17 protein-coding genes are annotated in these 17,448 nt (G+C 69.5%); 8 read left to right on the forward strand and 9 right to left on the reverse strand.

The window, feature by feature from the left end; translation table 11 throughout:
* The first annotated feature begins 27 nt into the window (after positions 1 to 27).
* Complete coding sequence (locus tag KBC94_RS14460; protein WP_294371252.1) at positions 28 to 735, forward strand: hypothetical protein; 708 nt, start codon at positions 28 to 30, stop codon at positions 733 to 735.
* Positions 736 to 762: 27 nt separating this feature from the next.
* On the opposite strand, the gene KBC94_RS14465 is transcribed toward KBC94_RS14460, so the two are convergent.
* Positions 763 to 2,856: a 3-hydroxyacyl-CoA dehydrogenase NAD-binding domain-containing protein gene (locus KBC94_RS14465; RefSeq protein WP_294371256.1), complete on the reverse strand. Its 2,094-nt coding sequence runs from the start codon at positions 2,854 to 2,856 to the stop codon at positions 763 to 765.
* A gap of 200 nt (positions 2,857 to 3,056) precedes the next feature.
* Between KBC94_RS14465 and KBC94_RS14470 the strand changes: the two genes are divergently transcribed.
* Together KBC94_RS14470 and KBC94_RS14475 are read left to right on the forward strand one after the other, a co-directional pair.
* Complete coding sequence (locus tag KBC94_RS14470) at positions 3,057 to 3,515, forward strand: MaoC family dehydratase (RefSeq protein ID WP_294371259.1); 459 nt, start codon at positions 3,057 to 3,059, stop codon at positions 3,513 to 3,515.
* Positions 3,516 to 3,567: 52 nt separating this feature from the next.
* On the forward strand, positions 3,568 to 4,809 hold the full coding sequence (locus KBC94_RS14475) for an acyl-CoA dehydrogenase family protein (RefSeq protein ID WP_294371262.1): 1,242 nt from the start codon (positions 3,568 to 3,570) through the stop codon (positions 4,807 to 4,809).
* A gap of 51 nt (positions 4,810 to 4,860) precedes the next feature.
* On the opposite strand, the gene KBC94_RS14480 is transcribed toward KBC94_RS14475, so the two are convergent.
* The 6 genes from KBC94_RS14480 to KBC94_RS14505 form a co-directional block, all read right to left on the reverse strand.
* The gene (locus KBC94_RS14480; protein ID WP_294371264.1) at positions 4,861 to 6,540 is read right to left on the reverse strand and encodes an AMP-binding protein; all 1,680 of its coding nucleotides are present in this window, start codon (positions 6,538 to 6,540) and stop codon (positions 4,861 to 4,863) included.
* 210 nt (positions 6,541 to 6,750) lie between these two features.
* Positions 6,751 to 7,449, reverse strand: coding sequence for a GntR family transcriptional regulator (locus KBC94_RS14485; protein WP_294371265.1), 699 nt, complete (start codon positions 7,447 to 7,449; stop codon positions 6,751 to 6,753).
* 59 nt (positions 7,450 to 7,508) lie between these two features.
* Positions 7,509 to 8,354, reverse strand: coding sequence for an enoyl-CoA hydratase-related protein (locus tag KBC94_RS14490; RefSeq protein ID WP_294371267.1), 846 nt, complete (start codon positions 8,352 to 8,354; stop codon positions 7,509 to 7,511).
* Between the two features lie 40 nt (positions 8,355 to 8,394).
* A complete protein-coding gene (locus KBC94_RS14495) occupies positions 8,395 to 9,165 on the reverse strand; it encodes an SDR family NAD(P)-dependent oxidoreductase (protein ID WP_294371269.1) in 771 nt (256 codons plus the stop codon).
* A 26-nt stretch (positions 9,166 to 9,191) separates the two neighbouring features.
* Complete coding sequence (locus KBC94_RS14500) at positions 9,192 to 9,983, reverse strand: enoyl-CoA hydratase (RefSeq protein ID WP_294371272.1); 792 nt, start codon at positions 9,981 to 9,983, stop codon at positions 9,192 to 9,194.
* 16 nt (positions 9,984 to 9,999) lie between these two features.
* Positions 10,000 to 11,184 carry a CoA transferase gene (locus tag KBC94_RS14505; RefSeq protein ID WP_294371276.1) on the reverse strand — a complete coding sequence of 395 codons (1,185 nt, stop codon included), beginning with the start codon at positions 11,182 to 11,184 and terminating at the stop codon, positions 10,000 to 10,002.
* A gap of 94 nt (positions 11,185 to 11,278) precedes the next feature.
* Here KBC94_RS14505 and KBC94_RS14510 point away from each other — a divergent pair, with 94 nt between their 5' ends.
* From KBC94_RS14510 to KBC94_RS14525, 4 genes are all read left to right on the forward strand, one after another.
* Positions 11,279 to 12,103, forward strand: coding sequence for a VOC family protein (locus tag KBC94_RS14510; RefSeq protein ID WP_294371277.1), 825 nt, complete (start codon positions 11,279 to 11,281; stop codon positions 12,101 to 12,103).
* Positions 12,104 to 12,149: 46 nt separating this feature from the next.
* Positions 12,150 to 13,346 (forward strand): acyl-CoA dehydrogenase family protein, encoded by a 1,197-nt coding sequence (locus KBC94_RS14515; RefSeq protein WP_294371278.1) that lies wholly within the window; start codon positions 12,150 to 12,152, stop codon positions 13,344 to 13,346.
* 139 nt (positions 13,347 to 13,485) lie between these two features.
* Positions 13,486 to 14,478, forward strand: a complete 993-nt coding sequence (locus KBC94_RS14520; RefSeq protein ID WP_294371279.1) for a tripartite tricarboxylate transporter substrate binding protein — start codon at positions 13,486 to 13,488, stop codon at positions 14,476 to 14,478.
* Between the two features lie 8 nt (positions 14,479 to 14,486).
* Complete coding sequence (locus KBC94_RS14525) at positions 14,487 to 15,467, forward strand: D-2-hydroxyacid dehydrogenase family protein (protein ID WP_294371280.1); 981 nt, start codon at positions 14,487 to 14,489, stop codon at positions 15,465 to 15,467.
* 62 nt (positions 15,468 to 15,529) lie between these two features.
* Here KBC94_RS14525 and KBC94_RS14530 read toward each other — a convergent pair whose 3' ends face one another.
* Both KBC94_RS14530 and KBC94_RS14535 read right to left on the reverse strand, forming a co-directional pair.
* Entirely contained in the window at positions 15,530 to 16,051 is a 522-nt protein-coding gene (locus KBC94_RS14530) for an ATP-binding protein (protein WP_294371282.1), read from the reverse strand.
* 205 nt (positions 16,052 to 16,256) lie between these two features.
* Positions 16,257 to 17,054 (reverse strand): hypothetical protein, encoded by a 798-nt coding sequence (locus KBC94_RS14535; RefSeq protein WP_294371285.1) that lies wholly within the window; start codon positions 17,052 to 17,054, stop codon positions 16,257 to 16,259.
* A 194-nt stretch (positions 17,055 to 17,248) separates the two neighbouring features.
* On the opposite strand from KBC94_RS14535, the gene KBC94_RS14540 reads away from it, so the two are divergent.
* Positions 17,249 to 17,448: leucine zipper domain-containing protein (locus tag KBC94_RS14540; protein WP_294371286.1), on the forward strand; the 200-nt coding region annotated here is incomplete at its 3' end.

Here is a 17,448-nt window from a genome sequence, read left to right on the forward strand (position 1 = left end):
AGGTGTGAACGGACCGGCCCACCGCGCATGGATGTGGTCCGCCCTGCTCCCCGGCTGCGCTTCGCGCGCCTGCGCATGTCCGACGCGGCCCTGGCCCGCGCGCTCTTCGCCGACCTGCTGGGCTGGTCGATGTCCGAGGCCCGGGGCCGGCGGCTCTTCCGCGGCCCCGGCCTGGACGTGGAGGTGACGACGGCGGCAGCGGCCGACGGTCCGGCCGGCCCCGACTTGCTCGGCTGGCAGGTGCCCGACCTGCTGGACTGGCAGCGGCACTGCCACCGCCAGGGGCTCAGCGTGACGGACGAAGGCCTGCTCGGTCCCGACAGCGCGCTTCAGCTGGCCGCCGAGGACACCGGCGGCTGTGTGCTGGAGTTCAGCGAGCGGCACGACGCCCACGGCATCGCGACACCCGCCGCGGTGGGGGTACCGGCCCGCGCCCGTGCCCGGCCGCTGGCCGCCATCGACCTGCGCGTGCGCGCGCCGGAACGGGTGGCCGCCCACTGGAGCCGTCTGCTCGCCCTGCCGGCCGTGCGCCAGGAGGGCCTGCCCGCCGTGGCGACCGCCTGCGGCGCGCTGCGCTTCATGCCCGCGGCCGAGCATGCCGACGCCGGCATCGACGGGCTGTGGATGCGGCCCGAGGAAGCCGGCGCCCTGCAGACGTGGACCCACCAGCTGGGGCTCCAGCCGCCGCCGGCCGGCCCCTGGCGGATCGGCGGCCTGACGCTGCGGTGCACTTGAGGGCGGCACGCCGGCCGGGCGCGCGCCTCAGGCGAAGGTCCGCCCTTCGCTCACCAGCTGGCGGATCAGCCCGGCCGGCTCCCAGAATTTCGCGTCATCGTTGGGGTTGCGCCCGAAGCGCTGCATCGCCTGCACCACGTTGAACAGGCCCTGCTGGCTGGCGTAGTGCATCGGGCCGCCGCGGAAGATCGGGAAGCCGTAGCCCGTGATGTAGACCATGTCGATGTCGCTGGCCTTGCTGGCGATGCCGTCTTCCAGGATGTGCGCGCCCTCGTTGACCAGCGAATACACCAGGCGCTGCACGATCTCCTCGTCGCTGATCTTGCGCGGCGTGATGCCCAGTTGCTTGCGGTGCTCGGCAATCATGTCCTCCACCAGCTTCGACGGAATCGCGTCGCGCTTGCCCGCCTGGTAGTCGTACCAGCCGGCGCCCGTCTTCTGGCCGAAGCGGCCCAGCTCGCACAGCTTGTCGGCCGTGCGGCTGTACTTCATGTCGGGCTGCTCGACCGAGCGGCGCTTGCGGATGGCCCAGCCGATGTCGTTACCCGCCAGGTCGCCCATGCGGAAGGGGCCCATGGCGAAGCCGAACTTCTCGATGGCCTTGTCCACCTGCGTCGGCGTCGCGCCTTCGTCCAGCAGGAAGCCCGCCTGGCGGCTGTACTGCTCGATCATGCGGTTGCCGATGAAGCCGTCGCACACGCCCGAGACCACGGCCGTCTTCCTGATCTTCTTGGCCAGGCTCATCACCGTGGCCAGCACGTCCTTGCCGGTCCTGGCGCCGCGCACCACTTCCAGCAGTTTCATCACGTTGGCCGGGCTGAAGAAGTGCATGCCGATCACGTCCTGCGGACGCTTCGTGAAGGCCGCGATCTTGTCGACGTCGAGCGTGGAAGTGTTGGAGGCCAGGATGGCGCCGGGCTTGGCCACGGCATCGAGCTGGGTGAACACCTTCTCCTTGACGCCCAGCTCCTCGAACACGGCCTCGATGATGAGATCGCAGTCCTTGAGGTCGTCGTAGCTCAGCGTGGTCTTGAGCAGCGCCATGCGCTCCTCGTACTTCTCGGGCTTGAGCTTGCCCTTCTTGACCTGCGCCTCGTAGTTCTTGCGGATGGTGGCCACGCCGTGGTCCACCGCCTCCTGCTTCATCTCCAGGATGGTCACCGGGATGCCGGCGTTCAGGAAGTTCATGCTGATGCCGCCGCCCATGGTTCCGGCGCCGATCACGCCCACCGTCTTGATGGCGCGCTGCGGCGTGTCGTCGGGCACATCGGCGATCTTGGCCGCGGCACGTTCACCGAAGAAGATGTTGCGCAGCGCCGCCGACTCGGAGGTCCAGACCAGTTCGGTCACGCCTCGACGCTCGAAGGCCAGGGCTTCGTCGAAGGGCAGACGCACCGACTGGGCGACGCAGTCCAGGCACAGCAAGGGGGCCGGAAAGTGGCGCGACGCCGCGGCCACCTGGTTGCGCGCGAACTGCAGATAGGCCTCGGGCGCCGGATGCACCACCTGCAGCTCGCGCACGCGCGGCAGCGGGCGCACCGCGGCGTGCTGCCGCGCGAAGGCCACCGCAGCGCCGACCACGTCGTCGTCCACCAGTTCGTCGATCAGGCGCTGTCCCGGCAGCCGGGCCAGGTCCTCGCTCATCACCGTCTCGCCGGTCACGATCATGTTCAGGGCCGGCTCCAGCCCGATGAGCCGCGGCAGCCGCTGCGTGCCGCTGGCGCCCGGCAGGATGCCGATGCGCACTTCGGGCAGCGAGACCTGCGTGCCGCGCTGCATCAGGCGGTAGTGGCAGCCCATCGCCAGCTCCAGCCCGCCGCCCATGGCCACGCGATGCACGGCCGCGACGATGGGCTTGTCGCTGCGCTCGATGAGGTCGATGACGTCGACCAGGTCGGGCGCCATGGTCGCCTCCGGTCGATTGAACTCGCGGATGTCCGCGCCGCCGCAGAAGGCCCGGCCGCGACCGGTGAGCACCATGGCCTGCACCTGCGGATCGCTGCCGGCGCGTGCGACCGATTCGGCGATGAAGCGACGGTTGGCCAGGCCCAGGCTGTTGACGGGCGGCGTGTCCATGGTGATGACGGCGATGCCGTCCTGAATCGCGTAGCTGCCGCTCATGCGTGCTCTCCTCGTCGGGTCATGGAGTGGGGGGAATGCGGCGGCCCGGAAGGCCGGCGGTCCGATGTTCAGTCGCCCGCGCGACGCCACGCATCAGCACTTTGAATCGCTCCGATGAAAACACTGCATGCCCCGGCGACTCACGGCGCGCGGCATGGCGGCACCATCGGGGCACCAGTTTTTGCCCTCGCAATGACAGCATGACCACCCTCACCCGCGCCAACCTCCACGACTTCGTCGGCCAGTCCATCGGCACCTCGTCATGGGTCGATGTGCCCCAGTCGCGCATCGACGCGTTCGCCGATTGCACCGGCGACCGGCAATGGATCCACATCGACGTGGAACGCGCCACGCGCGAAAGCCCCTTCGGCGCGCCCATCGCCCACGGCTTCCTGACCCTGTCGCTGCTGCCCATCACCAGCTATGAATTGCTGGAAGGGCTGGCGCCGACCAAGTCCGTCAACTATGGGCTGGACAAGCTGCGCTTCATGTCGCCCGTCAAGGCCGGTGCACGGGTGCGCAACCACATGCGACTGCTGGCCGCCGAGGCGCGCGACGACGGCTGGACGCTGCTGCGGTGCGAGAACACCATGGAGATCGAGGACCAGGACAAGCCGGCGCTGGTGGCGGTGAGCCTGGGCCTGTTCTCCTGGGACTGACGCGCGCGCCCGCGTCCTCCCGCTTCCATCCGATCCAACCGAGACACACCACATGGACTTCGAACACAGCCCCAAGGTGCAGGACCTGCGCCGCCGCCTGCTCGCCTTCATGGACGAGCACATCTATCCCAACGAGAAGCGCCATGCGCAGGAAGCGCATGCGTCGTATCTGAACGCCGAGCGCACCGGCGGTCCCTATACCGGCCTGCCGCTCATGGAAGAGCTCAAGCGCAAGGCCCACGCCGCGGGCCTGTGGAACCTCTTCCTGCCCGAGGACGAGCACGGCGCGGGCCTGACCAACCTGGAATACGCACCGCTGTGCGAGATCATGGGCCGTCGCTACTGGAGCGCCGAGGCCTTCAACTGCAGTGCGCCCGACACCGGCAACACCGAGGTGATCGCGCGCTACGGCAACGAGGAGCAGAAGGCCCGCTGGCTGCAGCCGCTGCTCGACGGCGAGATCCGCTCCTCCTTCGCCATGACCGAGCCTGCCGTGGCCTCGTCGGACGCCACCAACATCGCCACGCGCATCCGCCGCGACGGCGACGACTACGTGATCAACGGCCGCAAGTGGTACATCACCGGTGCCATGAACGAGCGCTGCAAGCTGTTCATCCTGATGGGCAAGACCGACCCCGACAACCCGGACCGGCATCGCCAGCAGTCGATGATCATCGTGCCGCGCGACACGCCCGGCATCACGGTGGTGCGCGACATGGCGCTGGTGAACCACTACGACGCGCCCTTCGGCCATCCGGAGGTGATCTTCGACAACGTGCGGGTGCCGGCCTCCAACCTGCTGCTGGGCGAGGGCCGCGGCTTCGAGATCGCCCAGGGCCGCCTCGGGCCGGGCCGCATCCATCACTGCATGCGCATGATCGGCATGGCCGAATCGGCGCTGGAGATGATGTGCGAGCGCGCCGTCTCGCGCGTGGCCTTCGGCAAGCCGCTGTCCGACCAGGGCGTCTGGCGCGAGCGCATCGCCCGGGGCCGCATGCTGATCGACCAGACCCGCTGGATGGTGCTGCACGCCGCCTGGCGCATGGACACCGTGGGCAACAAGGTGGCGGCCAAGGAGATCGCCATGATCAAGGTGATCGCGCCCAACAACTGCATCCAGGTCATCGACGACGCCATGCAGGCCTTCGGCGCGATGGGCCTGAGCCAGGACACGCTGCTGGTGAACTTCTGGGCCTATGCACGCCACCTGCGCGTGGCAGACGGCCCGGACGAGGTGCACACCAACGCCGTCGCCAAGCAGGAGCTGGGGCCCTACCGCGCCAAGGTCGCCTGAGCGCGGGCGCCGCGGGGCCTGCGCCCTGCGACGCCGGCCCGCGGCGGCGATTCAGGCGCCGCTGGCGCGGGGCGCGGCAAAGCCGGGCTCGCGCAGCATGCGCCGCAGCAGCTTGCCGTTGTCGGCCGCGGGCAGGCCGTCGCGAAAGACGATGGTGCGCGGCACCTTGTAGTGCGACATGTGGGCCTGGCACCACTCGATGAGCACCTGGTCCGTGCGGTCGCGCCGGCGCCCGAAGCCGTCCACCCGGATCTGCCGCGCCGCTGGGTCCTTGAGCACCACGTAGGCCTGCAGCGCCTCGCCGCGGTCCGGGTCGGGCAGGCCGACCACCGCGGCCTGCCGCACGTCAGGATGCGTCGCCAGGATGGCCTCCACCTCTTCGGGGAAGACGCTGTAGCTCCAGACCTTGATCATCTCCTTGCGCCGTCCCACGAAGGTGAGGTAGCCCTCCTCGTCGAGCCGGCCGATGTCGCCCGTGCGCACCCAGCCGTCGCGCACCATGGCCGCCGTGGCCTCGGGCCGCATCCAGTAGCCCCTGAAGGGCTGGGGGCCGCGCAGCAGGATCTCGCCAACGGCGCCGCAGGGCCGGGGCTGACCGGTGTCGGGGTCGACGATGCGCACCTCGGTGCCGGGCACCGGCCTTCCATTGGTGCCCCAGCGCACGGCGTCGGCAGGCATCATCACGTCGGAGCTGTGGGTCTCGCTCAGGCCGTAGCCTGCCTCGAACACCTGGGCGCCGCCGGTGAAGCGGTGCCAGCGGTCGGCGAGCGCACGGGTCAGGATGGTGCCGAAGCTGGTGCTGGCCGTGCCGCGCAAGGACGACAGGTCGTAGGTGGGGGCATCTTCCGCGCCCATCACCAGCTCCAGCGAAGGCGCCATGGTGTACCACCATGTCACGCGGCAGGCCTCGATGGCCTGCAGCACGGCCGTGGCATCGAAGCGGGCCAGCAGCACCACCGTGGCGCCCATGTAGAGCACGACGTCCAGTCCCGCCACCAGGCCCGAGATGTGGTGCAGCGGCACGTCGGCCAGCAGCACGTCGTCGGCCGTCAGCCCCCAGCAGCTTGACGTGGCGGCCGACTTGTAGAGCGCGACGTCATGGCCCAGCATGGCCGCCTTGGGCAGGCCCGTCGTGCCCGAGGTGCAGGCCATGAGCGCCACCTCGTCCATGGCCAGGTCGGCCAGGGGCTCGAAGGGCGGCATGGCCTCGAGCTCGTCCATGAGATCGACCACGCCGTCGGGCCAGGGCTTGGCGGGCTCGCCCGGCAGGCGGATGCAGGCGGGCACGTCCATGGCCAGCATGCCAGGCAGCATGTCGCCTGCCCGCACCCCGTACACGGTGCAATCGCGCCCGCCCGGCCGGGACTCATGGACCGTGGGCAGGTCCTCCTCGCCGGCGACCACGGCCCGCACGTCGAGTTCAGCGAACTGGTGCGCAAGTTCGTACCGCCGGGCATGGGGACTGCAGGCGCTGACGACCACCCCCAGCTTCTGCGCACCCAAGTGCGCGATCACGAACTGCGGGCAGTTGTGCAGCACCAGCACCAGCACGTCGCCCTGCGAGAGCCCGCGCTGGCGCAGGCTCTGGGCGAAACGGTCGCTCAGGTCGTCGAGTTCGGCGTAGCTGATGCGCCGGCCGTACCAGACGATGGCTGTCTTGTCGGGCGTGGCGCGCGCATGCAGGCGCAGGTAGTCATGCAGCGGTCGCTCGCCGTGGCGAAAGTCGATCATCCTGGCTTGTCTCCGGATCATTCGATGCGACCGGATACCGCGGGGCGGTTCCGGCTTCTTCCCGGATGATGACCCGCGCAGAGCGCCACCGCAAGGCGCGCCGGATGAATGTTGGGCATGGGCAAGCATGCCGGGGCTGCATGGCGCGGCGCAGCAAACCACGGCCCGCTGTCCGCAGCCCCCGGCTGCCTCGCGCGGCGCGTGGGTGGATCAGGCGCCGGCCGCGGCCGTGGCGCCCGCCGTGGCGGACTGCTGCTCGTGCAGGTAGGCCAGGATGGGCGCCATCGTGCGTTCGATCTCTTCCTCGATGCCGGCACGCGCGGTGTCCGCATCCGCCTTGCGCAGGCCGCGCAGTACGCGCTGGTGCGGGTGCTGGCGCCGCGGCTCTGCCATGGGCCGCGTCTGCAGTGCCCGCATCAGCGGCCCGCATTGCAGCCACAGGCCTTCGATCATGCGCAGCAGCACGGGCTTGCCCGCCAGCGCATACACCGCCAGGTGGAAGCGCTCGGAGGCGAGCAGCTCACCGGCAAAGTCCGCCGCCTCATGACGGGCGGCCATGTCGCGGTGCAGTTGCTCCAGGCGCGCAATGTCCTCCGGGCCGGCCAGGGCCGCCGCATGCGCGGCCGCACGCCCTTCGAGCATCAGCCGCAGTTCGCAGACCTCGGCGAAGCGCGCTGCCGACATCACGGGCACACGCACCGAATGGTGGCCGACCTGCTCCAGCGCCTGTTCGGAGATGAGCCTGGCAAAGGCCTCGCGCACCGGTGTCGGGCTGATGCCCATCTCGGCCGCGAGGTCGCGCAGCTTGAGCTTCTCGCCCGGGGCGAAGCGCCCCGCCTTCAGGTCGCGGCACAGGCGGCCATAAGCCAGGCCGTTGAGGCTCTCACGGGTCAGGGGCGCGTCGTCCATGGCTGCAGCGGCTGGGCCGAAAGTCATTTGCAATAAGTTATATCGTACAGGCCGGTCCGTCAGCGACCGGTGAAGCGCGGCGGGCGCTTTTCCAGGAAGTGCGCGACGCCCTCCTGGAAGTCCTCGCTGTCGAACGAGGCCACCATGTCGGCGTCGGCCCTGCGCCAGGCGGCATCCAGGTCCTGGAACAAGCCGTCGTAGACCTGGCGCTTGATCACACCGATGGACCGCGGCGAGGCCGACTGCGTCCATTCCCGGGCCAGGGACTGCACACCCGCCAGAAAGCCCTCGGCCGGCCGCGCGCGCACCAGGCCGAATCGCTCGGCCTCGTCCGTCAGGAGGGTGCGGGCCGACATCAGCAGATCGAGCGCATTCGTCAGGCCGACGATGCGCGGCAGCATCCACGACGCGCCATGCTCCGCGATCAGTCCGCGCTTGGCGAAGGCGGTGGTGAGCTTCTGGCCCTCGGCCATGTAGCGGAAGTCGCAGAACAGCGCCATGCACAGCCCGATGCCCGCCACCGGCCCGTTGATGGCCGCGAAGATGGGCTTGGGCACCTTCAGCAGGTAACTGAAGCGCCAGGCGTAGTTGCGGTCGAGTCCCTCTGGCGCGGCCGTCTGCGCACCGCCCGCGGGTGCGGCGGCCGTGGCGTCGCCCGCCGCGGTGCCGCGGGTGCCGGCTTCGAGGATGTCCATGTCGGCCCCGGCGCAGAAGCCCCGGCCGGCGCCGGTGACCACGATGGCCCGCACCGCCGTGTCGGCCTCGGCGGCTTCGATGGCGCGGCGGAACTCGGCCTCCATGGCCTCGGTCCAGGCGTTGAGCCGCTCGGGCCGGTTGAGCGTCAGGGTCATGACGCCGTCGTCCACCGCGGTGGCGATCTGCTGGTAGTCGTCGTGCGAAGGCATGCGTGGCTCCGGGGAAGGATGGGCGGGCGGCGGTCCGCGTTCAGGCCTCGCCACCGACGGTGGCGCCACCGTCGATGACCAGCGTGGTGCCGGTGATGAAGCGGCCGGCCTCGGAGGCCAGCAGCAGTGCCGCACCGGCGATGTCCTCCGGCTCACCGATGCGGTTCAGCGGGCTGGACGCGAGCGCGGCGGCCAGGGTGTCGGGGTTGTCCCAGAGCGCCTTGGCGAAGTCGGTCTTGATCAGGCCCGGCGCGATGCAATTGGTGCGGATGCCCTGCTTGCCCCACTCCAGCGCCAGGTTGCGCGCGAGCTGCATGTCTGCCGCCTTCGAGATGGCGTAGGCGCCCAGCACCCGCGAACCGGTCAGGCCGGCAATCGAGCTGATGATCACCACGCTGCCGCCACCCTTGGCCGCCATGCCCGGTGCCACGCGGTTGACCAGCCACAGGTTCGAGCGGATGTTCACATCCATGACCTTGGAGAAGGCCTCGTCCGTGATGCCGGACATCGGCCCGTAGTACGGGTTGACCGCCGCATTGCAGACCAGCACGTCGACGCTTCCGTAGCGCGATTCGGTCTGGTCCACCAGCGCAAGCACCTCGTCCTTGCGCGAGATGTTGCAGGCGATGGCCGTGGCCTCGCCGCCTTCGGTGCGGATCTGGTCGACCACGGCGGCACAGGCATCGGCCTTGCGGCTGGTGATGACGACCCGTGCACCCGCGCGGGCGAAGGCCAGCGCGATGGCGCGGCCGATGCCACGCGACGAGCCGGTGACGATGGCGGTCTTGTCCTTGAGCGAGAAGCTGTCCATGGGGTACTCCGGCGCCGGTGGGCGCATCAGCGGTTGTGGAAGACGGGGGTGCGCTTGTCCATGAAGGCCCGGGCGGCTTCGAGGTGGTCCTCGGTCATGGCACAGCGGATGTGGCGGATGGCCTCGTGGTCCAGCGCCTGCGCCAGCGTGGCGCCCTGCTCCGCCACGTTCAGGTTGGCCTTGATGTGGCCGAGGGTGATGGTCGGGCCGGCCGCCAGCTGGCGTGCGAGCCGCTGCCCTTCGTCGTCGAGCGCCTCGTCGGGCACCACCTGCGTGACCAGACCCATTTGCAAGGCCTCGTCGGCCTGCAGCACGGGCGACAGCAGCGCGAAGGCCCGCGCACGCGGGCCCAGCAACTGCGTGAGGAAGTAGGTGCTGCCGAAGTCGCCCGAAAGACCCACCTTGGCGAAGGCCGAGGTCATCTTGAGGGTGGAGCCGGCCACCAGCAGGTCGCAGGCCAGGGCCAGCGACAGGCCGGCGCCCGCACAGGCGCCGCGCACCACGGCCAGCGTGGGCTTGGACATCTCGTGCAGCAGGCGGGCGCATTCCATGTGCTCGCGCAGCTGGTGGGTACGGGCCTCCAGCGTGGCCTCGGCGCCTTCCGATGCCGCCATGGCCTGCACGTCGCCCCCGGCGCAGAAGCCGCGGCCGGCGCCGGTCAGCAGCACGGCACGCACCTGCGCATCGATGGCTGCGCGGCGCAGGGCAGCCAGCAGGGCGTCGGTCATGCTGGGCGTGAGCGCATTCAGCCGCTCGGGCCGGTTCAGCGTCAGGGTGAGCACGCCGTCCTGCAGCTGCTCGATCAATTCGGTGGTCATCATGTCTCCTTCGTCGTCAAAGGGCTTCGGCCTGGTGCAGGGCGTCGACCTGCGCGGGGGTCCGGCCCAGCCACTGGCGCAGGACCTCGTCGTTGTGCGCGCCCACCTGCGGCAATGCGCTGCGCACGCTCAGGGGGGTGTCGGACAGGTGGATGGTCACGCCCTGCATCGGTACTTCAGTGCCGCCGAAGGGCAGGCGCACGATCGCGTCGCGATGGGCGAGCTGCGGGTTGTGGACCACTTCGTCGAGCCGGGCGATCTTGGCGCAGGGAACGCCCTGCGCCTCCAGGCGCCGCACGATCTCGTCGGCCTCCAGCCCGGCCATCCAGTCGGCCACCAGGCCCTCCACCGCATCGCGGTGCGCCAGTCGGCTGGCCATGGTGGCGAATCGCGGGTCGTCGATCAGGCCCGGGCGCTCCATGGCGCGCAGCACGCGGGGGAACATGTTGTCGTCGCCCCCCACCAGCAGCACATGGCGGCCGTCGCCGGTGGCGAAGGTGTTGGAGGGCGCGACGAAGCGGTCGCGGCTGCCCACGCGCGTCATCGTGGTGCCGAAGAGCAGCTGCTGCGGGATGGCCGTCATCAGCATCGAGAGCGCGCTTTCGAGCAGCGACACGTCCACCAGTTGCCCACGGCCCGTGGCATGGCGCGCATTGAGCGCGGCCAGGATGCCCAGAGCGGCATACATGCCGGTGGTGTAGTCGCAGATGAAGGAGCCGATCATGGTCGGCGGCCCCTCGGGCTGGCCGGTCATGTCCATCAGGCCGCTCATGGCCTGGGCCACGCCGTCGAAGCACTGCTTGTTGGCGAGCGGCCCGTCCTGCCCGAAGCCGGAGATGCGCGCCATGACCAGGCGCGGGTTGAGGGCATGGACCGCCTCCCAGCCCAGGCCCATCTTCTCCATGGTGCCCGGGCGGAAGTTCTCGACCAGCACATCGGCCTCGGCGATCAGCGCCCGCAGCGTCGCCAGGCCCTCGGGGTGGCGCAGGTCCAGCGCCAGGCTCTTCTTGTTGCGGTTGACGATGAAGGTATAGAGGCTCTGGCCCTCCACGGCGGGCAAGGCCTGCCGGGCGTATTCGCCTTCGCCGGGCGGCTCGATCTTGACCACCTCGGCCCCCATGTCGCCCAGCATCATGGCGCAATAGGGCCCCGCGATGAAGCGCGAGAGATCGAGGACGCGCAGGCCGGCCAGCGAGGTCATGGGAAATGTCTCCGTGTGGATGCGCGCCGTCTGCCTAATCTCGACTCCGCGACGCGATTTTTATCTGTTATAACAGATTTATCGGAGACAAAGCATGACCGTCCATCTTTTCACCCCCTCTGCCCCGCCCGCCTCGGCGCAGGCCAGCGCCTTCCTGCGGCTGCGCCAGATCTGTCTGGTGGCGACTGAACTCGATCCCGTGGTGGAGGACCTGTGCGCCGTCTTCGGCGTGGAGGTCTGCCACCGCGACCCCGAGGTCGGTCAGTTCGGGCTGCACAACGCGCTCATGCCCTTCGGCCAGCAGTTCATCGAGGTGGTCGCGCCGACCCGGCCCGACACGGCGGCGGGCCGCTATCTGGATCGCCGCGGCGGCGATGGCGGCTACATGGTGATCCTGGACACCGACGCCCTTCCGCGCTGGCGCACCCATGTGGCAGCCATCGGCGTGCGTGTGGCCGCCCCGCTGGCCCTGGGCGAGTACGAAGGCATGCAGCTGCATCCGCGCGATACCGGCGGCGCCCTGCTGGAGCTCAACACCACCCTGGGCGGCGCGGCGCTCGATGGCCCCTACTGGCCGGCGGGGCCGCACTGGCAGCAGCATGTGCGCGCACAACGGGTGAGCGGCATCGCCGGCGCCGTGCTCCAGTCGGCCGAGCCTCAGGCGCTGGCCCGCCGCTGGTCGCAGATCCTCCAGCGTCCGCTGGCGCAGGACCATCTGGCGCAGGACCATCTGGCGCTGGACAACGCCACGCTACGCTTCGTGCAGGAGGGCGACGGCCGCGGCGAAGGCCTGGCCGCCCTGCTGCTGCACACGCGCGACGCCGCGGCCATCGAGTCCGCCGCCCGCGCACGCGGCCTGCCCTGCCGCGAAGGCCAGGTCACGGTCGGCGGCGTGCAATTCCATCTGCAGGCGGCCTGATCCGTCACCCGTCCCGCACTCGCCCCGATCAACAAGGAGACATGCCATGGAACTCGAATTCACCCCCGAAGAGCGGGCCTTCGCCGACGAGGTGCGCGACTTCATCGCCGGCCACCTGCCCCCCGACATCGCCCAGCGCGTGGAGCACGACCTGCACCTGGAGCGCGACGACTACATGCGCTGGCAGCAGATCCTGGGCCGGCGCGGCTGGCATGCCTACACCTGGCCCGAGTCGCAGGGCGGGCCGGGCTGGAGCGTGATCCAGCGCTACCTGTTCGAGACCATCAGCGGGCAGATGAACTGCCCCACCATCCAGCCCTTCGGGCCGCGCATGGTCGGACCGGTCATCTACAACTTCGGCAATGCAGCGCAGCAGGCGCAGCACCTGCCGGGCATCCGCGATTCGACGGTATGGTGGTGCCAGGGCTATTCCGAGCCGGCCTCGGGCTCGGACCTGGCCTCGCTGGCGACACGGGCGGACGACGCGGGCGACCACTACGTGGTCAACGGCCAGAAGATCTGGACCTCGTATGCGCACCACGCCGACTGGATGTTCTGCCTGGTCCGCACCCGCCGCGAAAGCCGCAAGCAGGAGGGCATCTCCTTCCTGCTGATCGACATGCGCACGCCGGGCATCGAGGTGCAGCCCATTCCCATGCTGGAGGGCACCCATTCCTTCAATGCGGTGTTCTTCACCGACGTGCGGGTGCCCAAGGCCAACCTGGTGGGCGAGGAAGGCCAGGGCTGGCGCTACGCCAAGTTCCTTCTGGAGCATGAGCGGGTCGAGAACTCCAACATCGGCTTCTCGACCTTTGCGCTGCGCCGCCTGCGACGCATGGTCGCCGCGGTGCAGGACCGGGGCCGCCCGCTGGTCGAGCAGCCGCTGTTCCGCGCCAAGCTCGCGCGCACCGAGGCCCAGCTCAAGGCGCTGGAGATGACCACGCTGCGTGCGCTGTCGAGCATGGGCAGCGGCAGCTCGCCCGGCGCCGGGCTTGCCTCCGCCCTCAAGATCCGCGGCACCGAGATCGGCCAGAGCCTGACCGAACTGCTCTTCGAGGCGGCCGGCCCGCTCGGGCAGCGGCTGGACCCGGCCCTTGCCCACGGCAAGGGCGACCTGGCCAGCCTGGATGCCAGCCTGCGCGGCGCCCCAGCCAACTACTTCTGGCGACGTGCCATGTCGATCTACGGCGGCAGCAACGAGATCCAGCGCAACATCGTGGCCAAGCAGGTGCTTGGACTCTGAGCGCATGGTGGCGGTGGCGGGCTGCTGCCGGCGCTGTTCCAACAGGTGGAATGGCGGTCTTCGCGCAGGGCGGGGCCTGGCCTAAGCTGTTTCCGATGCACGAGCCGGTCATGCAACCGGTTCGGCCCGGAGACTTTCGATGACCCCCATTTCCACCTCTCTTCGGCTTCGCCGCCGCTCGCTTCTTCAGGCCGCCGCATTCGGCGCGGTATTGCCCAGCGCCTGGGCCCAGGCCCCCTTTCCGAACAAGCCGGTGCGCATCGTCGTGCCCTTCGCAGCCGGCGGCCCCACGGACCTGATGGCCCGGGCCATCGCCAAGGCCATGGGCCAGTCCACGGGGCAGCCCTTCATCGTCGACAACAAGCCCGGCGGCGGTGGCGTGATCGGCCTGAGCGAGATCGGGCGCAACCCCGCCGACGGCTACACGCTGGTGATGCCCTCGATCCTGGCGGTGACCAACCCTGCGCTGATGCCCAACTACCCCTTCGACACCCTGAAGGACTTCAGTCCGGTCACCATCGTCGGCCTCATCCCCCACGCCCTGGTCGTCAAGCCGGACTTTGCGGCCACCGACCTGCAGGGGCTGGTGAAGATGGGCAAGGCCAACCCAGGCAGCCTGTCGTACGCGTCCTCGGGCATCGGCACCTCCGCCCATCTGGCCGGTGCGCTGTTCGCGCAGCGCGCGGGCATCCAGGCCACGCATGTGCCCTACCGCGGCGCCGGCCCGGCCGTGCAGGATCTGCTGGGCGGCCGCGTGCAGTTCATGTTCCTGGACATGAGCACGGCCCTCGGGCAGATCCAGGCCGGCAAGCTGCGCGCGCTGGCCGTGGCACCGGCCCAGCGCTTCGACGGCCTGCCGCAGGTGCCCACGGTTGCCGAGCAGGGCTACCCGGGCTTCGATGTGCATGGCTGGTACGGGCTCCTGGTGAAGGCGGGCACCCCCGCGCCGGTGGTCGATGCCCTGTACCGCGAGGTCAAGGCCGCACTTTCTGACACCGAGCTGCGCGCCATGTTCCGCGCACAGGGCATCGAACCCGGCGGCATGCCGCCCGCCGAATACGGCGAGATCATCCGCAAGGACCTGGTGCAATGGCGCAAGACCATTGCCGAACTCGGCATCAAGCTCGACTGAAGGCCACCATGCGGATCGCGATTCCCGACGACTACCAGGACTGCGTGCGCGGGCTGGCCTGCTTCGGCAAGCTCGCCGGGCACGAGGTCACCGTCTTCCACGACACCCTGCACGATCCGGCCGCGCTGGCCGAGCGTCTGCAGGACTTCGACGCCGTGGTGCTCACGCGGGAGCGCACCCGCGTCGGCGCCGAGCTGCTGGCGCGGCTGCCGCGGCTGAAGCTGATCAGCCAGACCGGCAGGGTGGCCGGCCATGTGGATCTGGCGGCCTGCACTGCGCACGGCGTGGCCGTGGCCGACGGCCGCGGCTCCGGTGCCGCGACGGCCGAGCTGACCTGGGCGCTGCTGCTGGCCAGCCGGCGGCACCTGGTGGACGAAGCCAACCGGCTGCGCGCCGGCCAGTGGCAGGGCCACCTGGGTCAGCAGCTCTTTGGCCAGCGGCTGGGCATCTGGAGCTATGGCCGCATCGGAACCCAGGTGGCCCGCTACGGCCGCGCCTTCGGCATGCAGGTGTGGGTGTGGGGCCGCGAAGCCTCCACCGCTGCGGCACGTGCCGATGGCTTCGACGTGGCGCCCTCGCGCGAGGCCTTCTTTGCCGAGAGCGATGCGGTCTGCCTGCATGTGCGCCTGGTGCCGCAGACGCAGGGCCTCGTCACCCGCGCCGACCTGGCCCGCATGAAGCCCGGCGCCGTGCTGGTCAACACCAGCCGCTCCGAGCTGATCGAGGACGGTGCCCTGGTCGATGCCCTGCGCGCCGGACGTCCGGGCTTTGCCGCGGTGGACGTGTTCGACCAGGACCTGGAGCCGCTGCAGGGCGGCCACCCGCTGCTCGACCTGCCCAATGCCCTGTGCACCCCGCACATAGGGTACGTGGAGCGCGACAACTACGAGCACTACTTCGGCACGGCCTTCGACAACATCGTGGCCTTTGCGCAGGGGGAGCCGCGCAACATCGTCAATCAGGAAGTGCTGGGCGCGCGGGGCGACTGAACCCCTGCGGCATGCGGGCTGCTCGGCCCCGCATGGAAGAGCGCCTGGATGCGCCGCGGCGCTCAGCCGTGACGGATGACGTTGAAGCCTTCGTCCGCCGTCGGTGCCACGAAATAGCGAGAGATCTGGTCGAACTCGGCGTCGCTCGTTTCGAAGGGGTGGTCCCCGGCCGCATTGCGGGCGCGAAGACGGGCCTTGCAGACCTCGTCGGGCACGTCCAGCAGGTGCAGGGCATGGGCGGCGCCTGCCCGCTCATACAAGCCGCGCGCCCAGGCCCGGGTGGCGACCGTGTTGGCGGGAAAGTCGAGCACCACCGACACGCCACTGCGCAGCAGCGATTCGACGTGACCGCTCATGGCGTCGCGCAGGCGGCCCGCGCAGCGCACATAGTCGGCGAGCGCATGGATCTCGTTCGGATAGAGCCGCGACAGCCAGTCGTCCTCGCTGATGCGCACGGTGTTGGGGGCGGAGGCCAGGCGCTGCGTCAGCGTCGACTTGCCCGAGCCGATCTTGCCGCAGACCAAGTGCAGCGTGGCGACGGAAGAAAGGGGCGCGGAACGGGGTGGGACTTGCGGTGGGTTCATTTCGATCTCCTATGACGAGGGCCCGGGAGACAGAAAGAAAAAACCCGCCTCACCGGGCGGGTTGCGGATGGCGACCTGGGCCGCGCGCTAACCCACCCGCCCCGGAATGAAGCGAATGATGGAGGTGATGCGCGGGACGGTCATGGCGGGGCCAGCTTAACAGCGCGGCGGGGGCTGCGGAGAAGGAGCTGGTCACGCTCGACCTTCACGTGAAGACCTCATGGAACGCCGTCACGTCGCACATGGCCACCTGGGCCTGCAAGGGAAACACGCGCCAGGGCGCGGCCACGTCCATGTGGACCAGCCGGCGCAGCAGCTCATCACGCACGGCTGGCTTCACCTGCTGGCGCCAGTCGAGCACCTGGCCCCAGGTGGAGCTGCCGTTCAGGTGCAGCGGACCGCTGACGGGCTGGATCGATTCGACGAAGGCCTGTGGGAACAAGCGCGTGTAGGCCCGGAGGTTGTAGAGCCAGGAGACGCCCATGACCGACCGTGCTTCGGGATGGGCGCTGCGGATGTGTTGGAACATCGCGCGCAGTTCATGTTGGCGCGCATCCACCGCAGCGGCGGCGAGCGGACTGGCGGCTAGACCTTCCGGCGGCATGAAGTGGATACGCAGCAAGCCTGCAGCGTTGGGGCTGTCGTATGAGAAGCATCCGAAGGTCGGCGCAGGAGCGAGCGGTGGGCGGGCTTTGTGGAACTTGAGCGTGGTCGACAGCAGGGTTGCTTGGTCATGGCTGACCGTGCCCAGTTCAGCCAGGAAGATGGTCCATTGTTCGGCACCACTTTCGCCCCAGAGATGCAGGCGGCGGCGGAGGTTGGTGCAGCGTGCGACCGCTACGTCGAAGGGCACGCCTGCCGCGGCCGCGTAATGTGCAGCGAAGGTCAGTTGGAGCGAGAAGTAGGCGCTGGGCACAGCGTGATGGACTGTCCGGGAGCCTTGATTGTGGTGGTTGAAAGGCGGCTTCAGACTGATAGCCGAAGTACCGGCAGTCGGCCCCATACTTCCGATTTCGGCCAGGAACGGACATTCAGATCATCGGCTCGCCTGTCGGCGCCGCCTACCGGGATGGCCATGACCTGGCCGTAGCTCGAGGGTCGGCCTCGGTCTAGGTGTCATGTCTCAATAGGTTGTTCACCCGGAAGGGTCTGGGAGACTGGAGTTACCACGCTTCAGTCACCAGAGGGACCTTCCGAGTGAACAGCCATAAGAATGCCAGATTGACCTTCGAAGGGCGCAAATTGCTTGTCCAACGCATCGCTGTCCAGGGGCTCCAGCGCTTCGAGCAGCATGGCGAGCGCGGCCTGCTGGACCGCAGCTCACGCCCGGCTCGCACGCGCTCCTGCCTGGACGCGCAGCTTTGCGAGCGCATCGAACAGCTTCGCCGCTGTCGCAT

Source organism: Pseudacidovorax sp., from assembly GCF_017991995.1.
GTDB lineage: Bacteria > Pseudomonadota > Gammaproteobacteria > Burkholderiales > Burkholderiaceae_C > Xenophilus.